This is a genomic window from Micromonospora sp. NPDC049139, assembly GCF_055586845.1.
Genome location: NZ_JBVJHK010000020.1, coordinates 57,710 through 72,441, shown reverse-complemented (window position 1 = coordinate 72,441; position 14,732 = coordinate 57,710). Strand labels below are relative to the sequence as shown.

The 14,732-nt window shown below is 73.5% G+C and carries 13 protein-coding genes; 5 read left to right on the top strand and 8 right to left on the bottom strand.

Annotated features, from left to right (window positions below; all coding sequences use genetic code 11):
* The first annotated feature begins 10 nt into the window (after positions 1-10).
* The 3 genes from ACZ6Q9_RS27670 to ACZ6Q9_RS27660 all read left to right on the top strand — a co-directional run bounded on the left by ACZ6Q9_RS27670 (position 11) and on the right by ACZ6Q9_RS27660 (position 3,175).
* Positions 11-1,297 carry a nicotinate phosphoribosyltransferase gene (locus ACZ6Q9_RS27670; RefSeq protein WP_393456065.1) on the top strand — a complete coding sequence of 429 codons (1,287 nt, stop codon included), beginning with the start codon at positions 11-13 and terminating at the stop codon, positions 1,295-1,297.
* A 13-nt stretch (positions 1,298-1,310) separates the two neighbouring features.
* On the top strand, positions 1,311-1,892 hold the full coding sequence (locus tag ACZ6Q9_RS27665) for an isochorismatase family protein (RefSeq protein ID WP_396830155.1): 582 nt from the start codon (positions 1,311-1,313) through the stop codon (positions 1,890-1,892).
* Positions 1,893-1,957: 65 nt separating this feature from the next.
* Positions 1,958-3,175: an MFS transporter gene (locus tag ACZ6Q9_RS27660; RefSeq protein ID WP_396830154.1), complete on the top strand. Its 1,218-nt coding sequence runs from the start codon at positions 1,958-1,960 to the stop codon at positions 3,173-3,175.
* Positions 3,176-3,670: 495 nt separating this feature from the next.
* On the opposite strand, the gene ctaD is transcribed toward ACZ6Q9_RS27660, so the two are convergent.
* The 5 genes from ctaD to ACZ6Q9_RS27635 form a co-directional block, all read right to left on the bottom strand.
* Positions 3,671-5,428, bottom strand: a complete 1,758-nt coding sequence (gene ctaD / locus ACZ6Q9_RS27655; protein ID WP_393259076.1) for an aa3-type cytochrome oxidase subunit I — start codon at positions 5,426-5,428, stop codon at positions 3,671-3,673.
* 153 nt (positions 5,429-5,581) lie between these two features.
* A complete protein-coding gene (locus tag ACZ6Q9_RS27650) occupies positions 5,582-6,688 on the bottom strand; it encodes an FAD-dependent monooxygenase (RefSeq protein WP_393259075.1) in 1,107 nt (368 codons plus the stop codon).
* A 318-nt stretch (positions 6,689-7,006) separates the two neighbouring features.
* Positions 7,007-7,969 carry a golvesin C-terminal-like domain-containing protein gene (locus tag ACZ6Q9_RS27645; protein ID WP_396830153.1) on the bottom strand — a complete coding sequence of 321 codons (963 nt, stop codon included), beginning with the start codon at positions 7,967-7,969 and terminating at the stop codon, positions 7,007-7,009.
* Positions 7,969-8,133, bottom strand: coding sequence for a hypothetical protein (locus ACZ6Q9_RS27640; RefSeq protein ID WP_396830152.1), 165 nt, complete (start codon positions 8,131-8,133; stop codon positions 7,969-7,971). Before ACZ6Q9_RS27640 ends, ACZ6Q9_RS27645 begins: the two co-directional genes overlap by 1 nt.
* Positions 8,134-8,319: 186 nt before the next feature.
* Complete coding sequence (locus ACZ6Q9_RS27635) at positions 8,320-9,108, bottom strand: aldo/keto reductase (protein WP_393259071.1); 789 nt, start codon at positions 9,106-9,108, stop codon at positions 8,320-8,322.
* 96 nt (positions 9,109-9,204) lie between these two features.
* On the opposite strand from ACZ6Q9_RS27635, the gene ACZ6Q9_RS27630 reads away from it, so the two are divergent.
* Complete coding sequence (locus ACZ6Q9_RS27630) at positions 9,205-10,254, top strand: DNA polymerase ligase N-terminal domain-containing protein (RefSeq protein WP_396830151.1); 1,050 nt, start codon at positions 9,205-9,207, stop codon at positions 10,252-10,254.
* A 75-nt stretch (positions 10,255-10,329) separates the two neighbouring features.
* Entirely contained in the window at positions 10,330-11,523 is a 1,194-nt protein-coding gene (locus tag ACZ6Q9_RS27625) for a threonine synthase (protein WP_396830150.1), read from the top strand.
* Positions 11,524-11,588: 65 nt separating this feature from the next.
* Here the strand turns inward: ACZ6Q9_RS27625 and ACZ6Q9_RS27620 are convergent, their stop codons facing one another.
* The 3 genes from ACZ6Q9_RS27620 to ACZ6Q9_RS27610 form a co-directional block, all read right to left on the bottom strand.
* Positions 11,589-13,385 carry a glycoside hydrolase family 15 protein gene (locus ACZ6Q9_RS27620; protein ID WP_396830149.1) on the bottom strand — a complete coding sequence of 599 codons (1,797 nt, stop codon included), beginning with the start codon at positions 13,383-13,385 and terminating at the stop codon, positions 11,589-11,591.
* 165 nt (positions 13,386-13,550) lie between these two features.
* Positions 13,551-13,955, bottom strand: a complete 405-nt coding sequence (locus ACZ6Q9_RS27615) for a cupin domain-containing protein (RefSeq protein WP_387038605.1) — start codon at positions 13,953-13,955, stop codon at positions 13,551-13,553.
* A gap of 286 nt (positions 13,956-14,241) precedes the next feature.
* Complete coding sequence (locus ACZ6Q9_RS27610) at positions 14,242-14,694, bottom strand: septum formation initiator (RefSeq protein WP_393259065.1); 453 nt, start codon at positions 14,692-14,694, stop codon at positions 14,242-14,244.
* Positions 14,695-14,732 lie beyond the last annotated feature (38 nt).

Sequence of the window (14,732 nt, the reverse complement as noted above, 5' to 3'; positions counted from 1 at the left end):
GGCTGGGGCGGTGAGCACCCTTCGCCCCGCGCTGCTGACCGACCACTACGAGCTGACGATGGTCAGTGCCGCCCTGCGGGACGGCACCGCCGACCGCCGCTGCGTCTTCGAGGTGTTCAACCGCCGGCTGCCCGCCGGCCGCCGCTACGGGGTGGTCGCCGGCACCGGCCGGCTGGTCGAGATGATCCGCGACTTCCGCTTCGACGCCGACGAGATCGACTTCCTGCGCCGCACCGGGGTGGTCGACGAGCGGGCCGCCGACTGGCTGCGCGACTACCGCTTCACCGGCGACGTCGACGGCTACGCCGAGGGCGAGCTGTGCTTCCCCGGCTCGCCGATCCTCACCGTCACCGGCGGCTTCGCCGAGTGCGTCGTGCTGGAGACGCTGGTCCTCTCGGTGCTGAACTACGACAGCGCCGTGGCGGCGGCCGCCGCGCGGATGGTCACCGCGGCCCGCGGCCGGACGCTGATCGAGATGGGCTCCCGGCGGGCGCACGAGGAGGCGGCCGTGGCCGCGGCGCGGGCCGCGTACCTGGCCGGGTTCCGGTTCACCTCCAACCTCGCCGCCGGGCAGCGGTACGGCATCCCGACCGCCGGCACCGCCGCGCACGCGTTCACCCTGCTGCACGACGACGAGCGGGCCGCGTTCGCCTCGCAGGTCGCCACGTTCGGCAAGGAGACCACGCTGCTGGTCGACACGTACGACATCAGTGAGGGCATCCGCAACGCGATCGCGGTGGCCGGGCCCGACCTGCGGGCCGTCCGGATCGACTCGGGCGACCTCGCCGTCATCGCCCAGCAGTCCCGCGAACTGCTCGACTCGCTCGGCGCCACCGAGACCAAGATCATCGTCTCCGGCGACCTCGACGAGTACGCCATCGCCGCGCTCGCCGCCGAGCCCGTCGACATGTACGGCGCGGGCACCGCCGTCGTCACCGGCTCCGGCGCGCCCACCGCCGGGCTCGTCTACAAGCTGGTCGAGGTCGACGGCCGCGCGGTGGTCAAGCGCTCCGAGCGCAAGGGCACCATCGGCGGCCGGAAGGTGGCCGTACGCCGGCACAAGCCGACCGGCACCGCCACCGAGGAGGTCATCGTGCCGCAGGGCGTGCCCGACCGGCAGCCCAACGACCGGCTGCTCCAGCGGCCGTTCCTGGTCGGGGGCGAGCCGGTGGACCTGCCGACCCTGGACGAGTCGCGGGAGCACCTGCGGCAGTGCCTCATCTCCATCCCCTGGGAGGGGCTGAAGCTCTCCGGCGGTGACCCCGCCATCCCCGTCACGGTCGTACCGGCCGACTGAAAGGAGCCCTCCGGTGGGCAACGCGCTGATCATCGTGGACGTGCAGAACGACTTCTGCGAGGGCGGCTCGCTGGCCGTGGGCGGCGGGGCCGGCGTGGCGGCCGGCATCACCCGACTGCTCGCGGCCGAGCCGGACCGCTGGGACCGCGTGGTGGCGACGAAGGACTACCACGTCGACCCGGGCGCGCACTTCGGCGACCCGCCGGACTTCGTCGACTCCTGGCCCCGGCACTGCGTGGTGGGCACGCCCGGCTCCGAGTTCCACCCCGAACTGGCGACCGACCGGATCGAGGCGATCTTCCACAAGGGCGAGCACGCGGCGGCGTACTCGGGCTTCGATGGGCACGCCGACGACGGCGAGTGCCTGGCCGACTGGCTGCGCCGGCACGGGGTGGACACGGTCGAGCTGGTCGGCATCGCCACCGACCACTGCGTCCGGGCCACCGCCCTGGACGCCGCCCGGGAGGGCTTCGCCACCACCGTGCTGCTGGACCTGACCGCCGCCGTCGCCCCGGAGACCACCGACGTGGCGCTGCGGGCCATGGAGGGCGCCGGGGTCACCATGCGCGGGCGGCCTGTGATCAGGGCCGCATGAGGCGGTAAATCGTTGGCGGGTGTCGTACCCCGAGCCGAGGATGTCCGGCGGAGGTACGCACCGACATGAACCTGAAGCCTTACCGGGAGGCGCTCGCCCTGCCCGGTCTCCGGTCGTTGCTGCTGGTGTCGGTGCTCGCCCGCGTCCCGCTCACCGCGACCGGGGTGACCCTGACGTTCTACGTCGTGTTCGACCTCGGGCGCGGCTACGGGGCGGCCGGTCTCGTCGGCGCGGCCATCACCGTGGGCGCCGCCATCGGCGGCCCGCTGCTCGGCCGGCTGGTCGACCGGCGCGGCCTGCGGCCGGTGCTCGTGCTGACCGGGATCGCCGAGGCGCTCTTCTGGTCCACCGCCCCGATGCTGCCCTACCCGCTGCTGCTGCCGGCCGCGTTCCTGGCCGGCTCGCTGGCCCTGCCGATCTTCTCGGTCGTCCGGCAGTCCATCGCCGCGATGGTGCCGCCGGAGCGGCGCCGCCCCGCGTACGCGCTGGACTCGATGTCGGTGGAGCTGTCGTTCATGGTCGGCCCGGCGCTGGCCGTGGCGGCGGTCACCGCGATCTCCGCCCGGACGACCCTCTACCTGGTCGGCGCCGGGATCGTCGCCTCCGGCATCGCGTTCTGGCTGCTGAACCCGCCCGTCCGGGGCGGCGGTGAGCCGACCGGGCCGCAGCCGAGGGTGCCCCGTCGGGCGTGGCTCACCCCGCGGCTGCTCGCCGTGCTGGCGATCAGCGCCGCCGGCACGCTGGTGCTCGGCGGCACCGACGTGGCCGTGGTCGCCGTGCTGCGGGAGAGCGGCGACGTCGGGTGGACGGGCGCCGTACTCGCCGTGTGGGCGGTCGCCTCGCTGGTCGGCGGCTTCGCGTACGGGGCCGTCAGCCGCTCCTTCTCGCCCCTGGCCCTGATGGCCGCGCTCAGCCTCTGCACCATCCCGGTCGGGCTGGGCGGGGCGCACTGGTGGCTGCTCTGCCTGGCGCTGATCCCCGCCGGGGCGCTCTGCGCGCCGACCCTCGCGGCCACCGCCGACGCGGTGAGCCGGCTCGTACCCGCGTCCGTCCGCGGCGAGGCGATGGGCCTGCACGGCTCGGCGGTCACCGTCGGCATCGCGGTGGGCGCCCCGCTCGCCGGCGCCGTGATCGACGCCTCCGCCCCGGCCTGGGGCTTCGCGGTCACCGGCGCGATCGGCGCGCTGGTGGCGCTGGCCGTGCTCCCGATCGAGCTGCGCCGCCGCCGCGCCACTACCCCGGCCACCCCCGAGCCCGACCTGGCCCCGCTCGCCACCACCTGACCCTCGCCCTCGCCGCCGTCCCTCGCCCGGCGATCTTGCACTTTCGTCCCTCGGTATATGACCCTTTGTTCGGCTTCGCCGGGGCAGCAAGTGCAAGATCGCGCCGCGGTTGGCTGAGGGCCGGGGATCCTGCCGTGGGCGGTGTGGGCGGCTCGGGTTTCGGCTACGGGCCGTCGGACCGGATGCCTGGCGGCCAGCGCCGAACTCGGCGTCGACGCACCTGACGTCCATCCGGCCGGTGCCGCCTCGATCTCGTCAGTGGATCGATGCGGCCTGCCGGCGGCCCGGCCCGCCTGTCCCGTCCCGCCGTCGGACGGCGCTGCGAGCCGTCGGGCGGGCGCTGCGAGCCGTCGGGCGGGCGCTGCGAGCCGTACCGCTGTCCGGTCGGCTGTCCGCGCCCCTGTCGGAGGGCGACCGGGCGACGTCACCTCCGACAACGGCGACGGGCGCCGCCCCTTGTGGGGGGCGGCGCCCGTCGTACGTGGTACGTGAGCGTCAGCGGCGGTCGACGTCGGAGGCGACGTCCTCCTGGTAGCTCGCGCCGCCGTCGGACTCGCTGGTCAGCGGCTTGGCGCCGCCCTCCGGCGGGCCGGCCAGCGTCTGCCCGGCGGCCAGCTCGGGGAACTTGAGGTCGAACGCGGGCCGCTCGGAGCGGATCCGCGGCATCCGGTCGAAGTTCCGCAGCGGAGGCGGCGAGGTGGTCGCCCACTCCAGCGAGTTGCCGTGGCCCCACGGGTCGTCGACCTCGACGACCGGCCCGGCCTTGTACGACTTCCAGCAGTTCCAGATGAACGGCAGCGTCGAGATACCGGTGAGGAACGCGCCGATCGTGGAGACCGTGTTCAGGAAGGTGAAACCGTCCTCGGGCAGGTAGTCGGCGTACCGACGCGGCATGCCCTCGTTGCCCAGCCAGTGCTGCACCAGGAACGTGGTGTGGAAGCCGATCATGGTCAGCCAGAAGTGCACCTTGCCCAGCCGCTCGTCGAGCATCCGGCCGAACATCTTCGGGAACCAGAAGTAGATGCCGGCGAAGACGGCGAACACGATCGTGCCGAAGAGCACGTAGTGGAAGTGCGCCACCACGAAGTACGAGTCGTGCAGGTGGAAGTCGAGCGGCGGGCTGGCGAGCAGCACACCGGTGAGACCACCGAAGAGGAAGGTCACCAGGAAGCCGAGCGAGAAGAGCATCGGCGTCTCGAAGCTGACCTGGCCCCGCCACATGGTGCCGATCCAGTTGAAGAACTTCATACCGGTCGGCACGGCGATCAGGTAGCTCAGGAAGCTGAAGAAGGGCAGCAGCACCTGGCCGGTGGCGAACATGTGGTGCGCCCAGACGCTCATCGACAGGCCGGCGATGGCGATGGTCGCGGCGACCAGGCCCTTGTAGCCGAAGATCGGCTTACGGGAGAAGACCGGGATGACCTCGCTGACGATGCCGAAGAACGGCAGCGCGATGATGTACACCTCGGGGTGGCCGAAGAACCAGAAGAGGTGCTGGTAGAGCATCGGCCCGCCGGTCGCGGGGTCGTAGACGTGGGCGCCCATGATGCGGTCCGCGGCCAGCGCCAGGAGCGCGGCGGCCAGCAGCGGGAAGACCAGGATCACCAGGAGGCTGGTGACCAGCATGTTCCAGGTGAAGATCGGCATCCGGAACATGGTCATGCCCGGCGCGCGCAGGGTCAGGATCGTGGTGATCAGGTTGACCGCGCCGAGGATCGAACCCAGACCGGAGATGACCAGGCCGATCACCCACAGGTTGGCGCCGACGCCCGGGGAGTGCTCGACGCCGCTCAGCGGCGCGTAGGCGGTCCAGCCGAAGTCGGCGGCGCCACCCGGGGTAATGAAGCCGACCATCGTCATCGAGCCGCCGAAGAGGAACAGCCAGTAGGCGAAGCTGTTCAGCCGGGGGAACGACACGTCCGGCGCGCCGATCTGCAGCGGCACCACGTAGTTCGCGAAGGCGAACACGATCGGCGTCGCGAAGAACAGCAGCATGATGGTGCCATGCATGGTGAAGAGCTGGTTGTACTGCTCGGGCGACAGGAACTGCAGCCCGGGTCGGGCCAGCTCGGCCCGCATGATCAGGGCCATCAGGCCGCCGATCATGAAGAACACGAACGCGGTGACCATGTACATGATCCCGATCTGCTTCGCGTCCGTGGTCCGCAGCAGCCGCGCGATGGCCGACCCCTTGACCGGCGCTCGGACCGGCCAGGGCCGGGTCACGACCGGCTTGGGTGCGACGGTGGTCACGAGTGGCCTCCGGTTCTGGGTTGTCCCGCTCGGCACGCGCTGGTTATCTGCGGGCCGTCATCCGCAAGGAGGATAGTCCCCGGCAGGTGGCTGCGCCGCGTGGGGTGGTCGGGTAACCTGCGCCACCTGCTCTGGTGGGCGGCTCGCCGCGACCTACAGCGGGCCGAGCAGCAGTCGGTAGTGCTCGCCGAAGATCCGACCGCCGCGCCCGCGCAGCAGCGGGTCGCGCAGCGCCGGCGGCACGTCCCGGGTCCGGTTGCGGTCGCGGGTCCGGTCCCGCACCCATCGCGTACGGGGGCGACGACGACTCTCGTACGCGGCCAGCGCGGCCTCGACGCCGCCGGCCGCGCGGAGCGACTCGGCGAGCACGACGGCGTCCTCCAGTGCCATCGCCGCGCCCTGGGACAGCGTCGGGGCGGTGGCGTGCGCGGCGTCGCCGACGAGCAGCACCCGCCCCCGGGACCAGCGTCCCAGCTCCACCTCCTCGGTGACCCCGACGTGCACCCGGTCCAGCGCCTCCAGCACCTCCGGCACCGGCCCGCCGTAGTCGCCGAACAGCTCGCGCAGCCGGGCCACCGGGTCGGCCGGCGGGACCGTGCCGGCCTCGTCGGCGTAGCAGTGCAGCCGCCCGGCGCCGAGCGGCACGGCCAGGAAGCCGGCGCGCTGGCCGAGCAGGGCGGTCCACTCCGCGAGCCGGGGGCCGCCGCGCACCACGCTGCGGTAGACGACCTGGCCGGCGGGCTGGGGCGGACCGCCCAGCGCGGCGAGGGCACGGACGGTGGAGCGCAGCCCGTCGGCGCCGATCACCAGGTCGTACTCGGTCGCGGTGCCGTCGACGAAGGTGACGCCGACCGACCGCGGCAGCAGGTCGAGGGTGCGCACCTCGGCGCCGTGCCGGACGGCGCCGCCGGCCCCGGTGAGCAGCACCCGGTGCAGTTCCGACCGGGGCAGGGCCCGGCACTCGCCGACGCCGGCCCAGAGCGCGTCGAGGTCCACCTCGCACAGCGGCGCCCCGGCCGCGTCGAGGAACCGCTGGCGGTGGATGACCTGCCCGAGCGGGCGGACCGGCCCGTCGAGGTCCAGCCGGCGCAGCGCCCGGGCGGCGTTGCCGGGCAGGTAGAGCCCGGTCTCGGCGTTCTCGCCCGGGGGCAGCTTCTCGGTGACGTCGGGCCGGAGGCCCACCATCCGCAGCGCCCGGGCCACGGACAGGCCGGCGATGCCCGCACCGACGACGAGGATGCGCAGGGGGAAGCCACCCATGGTGGTGTACGCCTCCGGAGGGGTGCGGAACGCGTTGGAGGCAAGACACTACTCGGCGCAATCGGCACACACCAGAGTCAATCGTCCCACTCCAAAACATTCCTCGGCGGGCGCATCACGTTGCACGGGGGATCACCTGCCCACCGCGCGGCCCGGTCGTGACAAACCTCACCAATCTCCCCAATACCCCGGGCCGTTACGCAGGGGTTTCAGAGATGTGGACGGGTCGCGGAGAAACGACGAACCGACTGGGCGGCTGTCGAACGTAGGGCGGCTCCGGTGACCCGGAGCCGCCCTACGCGACGTACCGTCGAACGGTCAGACCCGGGTGAGTCGGACGGCGTCGGCGATGACCAGACCGCTGGCGGAGCTCCACCGGCTGACGGCGACCCGGTTGGCGTCGCCGGCCGGCAGGGTGAAGGTGCCGAGCGTGCGCCACTGCCCGCCGGTGATCCGCTGGTCGACGATGACCGTGCGGTTGCCGGTGGTGGTGGAGATGATGTACGGCGCCGCGGCGTTGTAGCCCGCGTTGGCCGGCCACCAGGCGTCGACCCGGTAGTTCGCGGTCGCCGGGACGTTGAACTTGTACCAGGCGGCGTCGCTGGCGGCGACCGGGTCCGCGAAGCGGTAGTCGGCCCCGTAGCGCTGGCCCGAGTACGTCGAGGTGCCCCAGCTGGAGCTGGCGGTGAACCGGCCGGCGGTGGAGTTGTCCACCACGGAGCTCCAGGCGGTGCCGCCCGCCATCTTCGCGGCGACGTCGGAGCGCATCTTGTCCAGGTCGATGAACGACGGGTCGATCTTGCCGGTGGTGCTCGTCTCCCGGTGCCCGCGCGCGTAGCTGGCGTCCCGGCCCAGCCGCTTGAGCACGGCCGCGGTGGCGGCGATCGACGCGTTGTACTGCGCCGCCGTCATCTGCTGGCTGACCCCGTTGTAGTCGATCTCCCAGCCGATCATGAGGGTGTTGCCGTCCCCGGCCGGGATCGGCCCGCTGCCGCCGCTGACGCCCGCGTGGTTGCAGCGGCCGGCGGAGATGACGTGGAAGACGCCGTGGTAGTCCACCAGGGCCTGGCAGAGCGGGCCGGGCAGGTCGGACCGGCCGTTGATGCAGACGTTGAGCGCCGGGTGCGGGTTGGTGGCGCTGGAGGTCGCGGCGGTGTGGTGCCACAGCACGCCGATCGGGTTGAAGTCGCCCGGGCGCATCCGGTTGAGCCAGTCGCCCTCGACGACGACCTGGACGCCCGCCCCCCGCAGGACGTCCACCAGCCAGGGAATGGTGGCCATCAGGACTCCCCGAACAGGTCGGCGAGGCACTCGGCCTTCGGCGCGGCGATCGGCGCGGCGCTGGCCGCGGCGGGCTTGGCGGCGACGACCACCGCGGTGGCCGCCAGGGCCGACATGCCCAGGAGCCTGCGGCGGCGCAGGCGGGCGGATCGTGGCGCGTTCATGGGGGCTCCTTCAGCGAGGGCGGAGGGGTTCCGACTGACCGATGAACTGGTGACGCGCACGCTATATCGTCACGAGCATCTATGTCGATACCCTTCATCGCCCCTATTCAGGCTGAAGGAATTTGGCAACGCCGACCGCTGTCCGGGCCCCGCCGACCCCCTGACCAAGGGTCGCCGAGGGGGCTGTCAGGGGTTGCCGAGGGCGTCGATGTCGCGCATCTCCTCGGCGGTGAGCGAGAAGTGGAAGATGTCGGCGTTGGCGCGGATCCGGTCCGGGGTCACCGACTTGGGGATGACCACGATCTCGTGGTCGACGTGCCAGCGGAGCACCACCTGGGCCGGGGAGACGTCGTGCGCGGCGGCGATCCGGGTCAGCACCGGATCGGCGAGGTCACTGGTCTTGAACGGGCTGTAACCCTCCAGCACCACGCCCCGGTCCCGGTGCTCCCGGTGCCGCTGCCGGTCGTACAGCGACGGGCTCCACCGGATCTGGTTGACCGCCGGGTTCTCCTCCGTCGCCTGGATCAGCTCGTCGATCTCGGCGGTGCTGTAGTTGCTCACCCCCACCGCCCGCGCGAGCCCCTCGTCCCGGGCGGCGAGCAGCTCCCGCCACATCGGGATGCTGTCGCCCGGGTTCGCCGGCGGCCAGTGCACCAGCCACAGGTCGACGCAGTCGGTGCCGAGCGCGGTCAGGCTCGCCTCGAGGGTCTCCCGCTCCCGGCCGACCCGGTCCGGCGGCAGCTTCGTGGTGACGAAGACGTCCTCGCGGCGCAGCCCGCTCTCCTGCACCGCCCGGCCGACCTCGTCCTCGTTGCCGTACATGGTGGCGGTGTCGACGTGCCGGTAGCCGGCGTCCAGCGCAGCGAGCACGGCGTCGTACCCGGCCTGGCCGGTGGCCTGCCACGTGCCGAAGCCGAGCAGAGGCATCCGCACCTCGCCCGGGAGCGGAACCGTCGGCTGCTCCTGGTGGTCCATGCCGACGGGTCTACCCGTGCTGGTCCCCGACATGCTCCGCCGATCCGGACAACCGGGCGCCCAGCGGGCCGGCGCGGTTTGCCGGAGAATGCGGGGGTGGCTGACCGGCTGGAGGAGTACCGGCGCAAACGGGACGCGGCGCGCACCCCGGAGCCGGTGCCGAAGCGGCCCCCACGGCGGAAGAAGCCGGCCGAGGGGACGGCCCGGTTCGTCATCCAGCAGCACCACGCCCGCAGCCTGCACTGGGACCTGCGGCTGGAGCACGAGGGCGTACTGGCCTCCTGGGCGGTGCCGCGCGGGCTGCCCCGCGACACGGGCCGCAACCACCTCGCCGTGCACACCGAGGACCACCCGATGGAATACCTGGACTTCCACGGCGAGATCCCGGCGGGCGAGTACGGCGGCGGCCGGATGACCGTCCACGACCGGGGCACGTACCGCTGCGAGAAGTGGCGCGACGACGAGGTCGTCGTGGTGCTCGACGGGGAACGCACCGCCGGGCGGTACGTGCTCTTCGCCACCGGCGGCAAGGGTGGCCGGGACTGGATGGTGCGGCGCACCGACCCGCCGCCGGAGGGCTGGACGAGCATGCCGGAGCTGGTCCGCCCCATGCGTCCCACGCCGGCGGCGAAGCTGCCGAGGGACCAGGCGGAGTGGGGCTACGAGCTGCGCTGGGACGGGGTGCGCGCGGTCGCGTACGTCTCCGGGGGACGCCTGCGGCTGCTCTCGGAGGACGACGACGACATCTCGGGGACGTACCCCTGGCTGCGCGAGATGGCCGAGGAGCTGGCCCCGGCGGAGGCCGTGCTGGACGGCGTCCTGGTCCGCATCGACACCGCCGGGAGGGTACGCCCCGCCCGTGGCGGGCGCCGGACCCCGGACGCGCAGTACCTGATCTTCGACCTGCTCTGGCTGGAGGGCGTGACCAGCACCGACCTGCCGTACGCGCAGCGCCGGGAGCTGCTCGACGGTCTGGCGCTCGCCGGCCCGCACTGGCAAACTCCGCCCTGGTTCCCCGGTGCCGGCCCCGAGGCGCTGCGGGCCGGGCGGGAGCAGGGGCTGCCCGGGGTGGTGGCGAAGCGGCTGGACTCGACCTACGAGCCCGGCCGCCGCAGCCGGCGCTGGCTGAGCATCGACGCGGGCTGAGGAACGGGGCGGCCGGAAGCCGGGACACGAGCGGGACCACGATCCGCGACACGAGTCGAGACGGCGAGGAGCAGCGTGTACCTGACCCACCTGGAGTGCCCGCGCTGCGGGCGGGAGCACGACGCCGGCAAGCTGGTCAACCTCTGCGACTGCGGCTCGCCGCTGCTGGCCCGCTACGACCTGGCCGCGGTGGCGAAGGTGCTCACCCCGGAGCGGTTTCCGCTGCGCCCGGCCGACCTCTGGCGCTACCGGGAGCTGCTGCCGGTGGCCGACCCGCGGCACACGACCACGCTGGGCGAGGGCTGGACGCCGCTGCTGCGTACCCCGGCCTACGGCGCGGAGATCGGCATCCCGGACCTGCTGGTCAAGGACGAGGGGCTGACGCCGACCGGCTCGTTCAAGGCGCGCGGCGCGGCGGTGGGCGTCAGCCGGGCCCGCGAGCTGGGCGTGCGGCGGATCGCCATGCCGACCAACGGCAACGCGGGCGCGGCCTGGGCGACGTACGCCGCGCGGGCCGGGCTGGGCGCGACGATCGTCATGCCGCTGTCCGCGCCGGCCGTCTGCCGGCGGGAGTGCGTGGCCGCCGGGGCCGACCTGCGCCTGGTCGACGGGCTGATCGGCGACGCCGGCCGGCACGTCGCGCGGCTGGTCGCGGACTCCGGCGGCGCGGTCTTCGACGCCGGCACGCTGCGCGAGCCGTACCGGCTCGAGGGCAAGAAGACGATGGGGTACGAGATCGTCGAACAGCTCGGCTGGCAGGTGCCGGACGTGATCGTCTATCCCACCGGGGGCGGGGTCGGCCTGATCGGCATCCACAAGGCGCTGCACGAGCTGCGCGAGCTGGGCTGGATCGAGGACAGGCTGCCCCGCCTGGTCGCGGTGCAGTCGACCGGCTGCGCCCCGATCGTCCGGGCCTTCGCCGCCGGGGAGGAGCGGGCGCGGCCCTGGGCCGACGCGCACACCGTGGCGTTCGGCATCACCGTGCCCGCCCCGCTCGGCGACGAGCTGATCCTCGACGCGCTGCGGGCCAGCGCCGGCACCGCGGTCGCGGTCGACGACGCCGAGATCCTGGCCGACCTGCGGGACTTCGCGGCGCGGGAGGGGCTGTTGCTCTGCCCAGAGGGGGCCGCCTGCCTGACCGCCGTGCGGCACCTGCGTGCCGGCGGCTGGATCCGGGCCGGCGAGCGGGTGGTGGTGCTCAACACCGGGTCCGGGCTGAAGTACCCGGAGACCGTGGACGTCGCCGACGTGCCGGTGCTGCCGGTCTGACGGTGTAAGGAAGGGCCCCTTCCTCTACAAAATGCGATAGGAGGGGGCCCTTCCTCACACCGCCGTCAGTCGGTGGTGGGGTCGGTGAGGCGCCAGGCGGCGCTGACCAGGCCGATGTGCGACAGTGCCTGCGGGGTGTTGCCGAGCTGCGCGCCCGTACGCGGGTCGATCTGCTCGCTGAACAGGCCGACGTCGTTGGCGTGCCCGAGCACCCGCTCGAAGAGCGCCTCGGCGCGCCCTCGCTCGCCGGCCATCACCAGGCATTCCACCAGCCAGAACGAGCAGAGCACGAAGCCGGCCGGGTCGGTGCCCCAGCGCCGCAGGAGACCGTCGCCGGCGCCCAGCTCGCGTTCGACCGCCTCGATGGTGGCGCGCATCCGTGGGTCGGTCGCCGGCAGGAAGTGCACCAACGGCAGCAGCAGCGCGGAGGCGTCCAGCTCGGGCGAGCCGAACGCCCCCGTGTACGCGCCGACCCGCTCGTCCCAGCCCTCGCGCAGCACGGCGGCCCGGATCTCGTCGCGGGTGCTCGCCCAGCGCCGCGGGTCGGCCCGGCCGCCGAGCCGGGGCGCGAGCCGCACCGCGCGGTCGATCGCCACCCAGCACAGCACCTTCGACGACAGGTAGTGCCGGTCGGCGTCCCGGGTCTCCCAGATCCCCCGGTCGGGCAGGTGCCAGGTGGCCGCCACCTGCTCGGTCAGGCCGAGCACCATCTCGCGCAGTTCCTCGTCGAACGTCTCGCCCAGGTGGTCCCGCATCCGCCAGACCGCCGAGATCACCTCGCCCGGCACGTCGAGCTGGCGCTGCCGCCAGGCGTCGTTGCCGACCCGGACCGGCAGGCTGTCGGCGTAGCCGCGCAGGTGGTGGCACTCGTACTCGGAGATGTCCCGTTCCCCCTCCAGCCCGAAGAGCACCGGCACGGGAGCGGGGCCGATCCGGCCGATCGACCGGGCCGCCCAGGCGAAGAGGCGGGACGCCTCCGACGGGCACGCGGCCACCCAGAGGGCACGCATGGTCATCGCGAAGTCGCGCAGCCACGAGTAGCGGTAGTCGTAGTTGCGGTCGCCGCCGATCCGTTCCGGCAGCGACGTGGTCAGGGCCGCGGCGACCGCGCCGCTGCGGGCGTACGTGAGGCCGGTGAGCACGGTCGCGCTGTGCCGGACCTGGCCCGGGTAGCGGCCGTCGTAGTGGTGCGCCTCCCGGTACGCCTGCCACGCCCGCACCGTCTCGGCAAGCGCGGTCACCGGGTCCAGCCGGACCGGCACCGCCCCGTACGCCCGCCCGTACGCCACGTCGAAGCCGACCACCTGCCCGGCGGCGATCTCGAAGTCCTGCCGGACGCGGTCCCGCTCGACGGTCAGCGGGACCCCGCCGGCGCGCAGGCTCAGCACCACCGGGCCGGCCGCGGCGAGCACCCCGCCGTCGGGCCGCTCGTGCAGGTAGGGGGTGAGCAGGCCGTACTCCGGGCGGGGGCGGAAGTCCAGCGACATCCGCACCCGCCCGGTCAGTCCCTCGACCACCCGCAGCAGCACCGCCGGCGAGTTCATCCCCAGCTCGTGGCCCCGGGCGCCGAGTTCGGCGGCGAGCGCGTCGGTGACCGCCACGCTGCCCTCCGGGGTGTGGTGCACGGTGCGCAGCACCAGCGTGTCGGCGAGGTACGTCCGCTCCGTGCGGTGCCCGGGCAGCCCGGCCGCGACGGGCGCCAGCCGCCAGTGGCCGGCCGCCGGGTCGAGCAGCCGGCCGAAGACCGACGGGGCGTCGAACCGGTCCGGGCACCACCAGTCGATCGATCCGTCCCGGCCGACCAGTGCGCCCGAGCGGCAGTCGGAGAGGAATCCGTAGTCGGAGATCGCCGGCTGGTCCACCCGCTGCGGGTACCCCGTTCGGCCCGCCTCAGGCAGCCCCGCCGGGGGCACCGATCGGGCCGACCAGGAGGACGGCAGCGCGGGCGGGCGGTCAGGCGGCGGCAGCGCCGGCAAGCGGTCAGGCGGTCAGGCGGTCAGGCGGGCGGCACCGCCCGGTGGACGGGGTCAGGAGGTGGGCGGCTCGTCCTCGCCGGCCTCCTCCGCCGCGTCGGCCTCCTCCTTCGTCCGGTGCACCGCCTGGTCGGCGTGCTCCGGCGGGCCGTAGACGGTGTAGAGCACCAGCGGGTTGGGGCCGGTGTTGACGAAGTTGTGCTTCGTACCGGCCGGCACCACCACCAGGTCGCCCTGGACGACCTCGCGCTTCTCCCCCGCCACCCGGGCCTCGCCGGTGCCGCTGACGAAGGTGAGAATCTGGTCGATGTCCTCGTGGACCTCCTCGCCGATCTCACCACCCGGCGGGATCGTCATGATCACCAGCTGGGTGTGCTCACCGGTCCACAGCACCCGCCGGAAATCCGGGCTCTTCTCGGCGACGGTCGCGATCGTGTAATGCTCCATGCCGACGCACATACCCGCTCGGGCGCGACGCCACGCCGAGACGTGCAGATGGTGGAATTCCCCACTGATCCCAGGTTTGGCGCCCCCGTGGGCGGGGATCGAGACAGGGACGGGCGCACGGCGCCGGTCGAGCCAGGTCCCCGCTGACGTACCGCCGTACGGCTGCGGTGGTGGGAGACGGCCAGAGCGCGGCGACGTTCCGATCCCGAGGGATCCGAGCGGCGCCGCGCGCTCATGTCCCGCGCCAGGGCGGCGGAACGCCCGTCGTCGCGCGCGCTCCTCGATGGCCGTCGCGCGCTCAGTCGTCGTCGGCGGCCGCCACGGGCTCCCGGCCGACGCAGCGCACCTTCAGCTCGAACTCGCCGGCCGGGCCGGCGAACGCGACCTCCACGTCGTCGTCCGGCCCCCGGTCGACGTCGGAGACGCGGTAACCCTGCGCCGGCGCCCAGGAGACCAGCCGCACCCCGTCCGGCCCGCACTCGGCCACGGCCGTGCCGCCCGCCGTGACGAAGGCCCGGCGCTCGCCGTGCGGAGCGGAGCCGGTCGGTGCCGGGGACGACGGCCCCACGCCGGTGGCGGTCGGCTCGGGCGAGGCCAGCGCGCGCTCGACCTCCTCCTGGCTCAGCACGACGCCGCCCGGGGTGCCGGCGATGCTCTCCCCCACCCACCGGATCGCGGCCACCCCGATCAGGGTGGCGACGGCGGCGGTGGCCAGCCAACCGGCGACAGCGAGGAACGAACGGCGGCGCATCCACCGAGTGTCCCCGATTCCGGGTTGGGCCGAGCCCT

Bases quoted from the DNA above. Each gene is read 5' to 3' on its own strand.
- ACZ6Q9_RS27635 (WP_393259071.1), bottom strand. From the start codon at position 9,108: ATGGACCACCAGGAGCAGCCGACGGTTCCGCTCCCGGGCGAGGTGCGG.
- ACZ6Q9_RS27650 (WP_393259075.1), bottom strand. From the start codon at position 6,688: ATGGGTGGCTTCCCCCTGCGCATCCTCGTCGTCGGTGCGGGCATCGCC.
- ACZ6Q9_RS27660 (WP_396830154.1), top strand. From the start codon at position 1,958: ATGAACCTGAAGCCTTACCGGGAGGCGCTCGCCCTGCCCGGTCTCCGG.
- ACZ6Q9_RS27615 (WP_387038605.1), bottom strand. From the start codon at position 13,955: ATGTGCGTCGGCATGGAGCATTACACGATCGCGACCGTCGCCGAGAAG.
- ACZ6Q9_RS27640 (WP_396830152.1), bottom strand. From the start codon at position 8,133: ATGAACGCGCCACGATCCGCCCGCCTGCGCCGCCGCAGGCTCCTGGGC.
- ACZ6Q9_RS27645 (WP_396830153.1), bottom strand. From the start codon at position 7,969: ATGGCCACCATTCCCTGGCTGGTGGACGTCCTGCGGGGGGCGGGCGTC.
- ACZ6Q9_RS27610 (WP_393259065.1), bottom strand. From the start codon at position 14,694: ATGCGCCGCCGTTCGTTCCTCGCTGTCGCCGGTTGGCTGGCCACCGCC.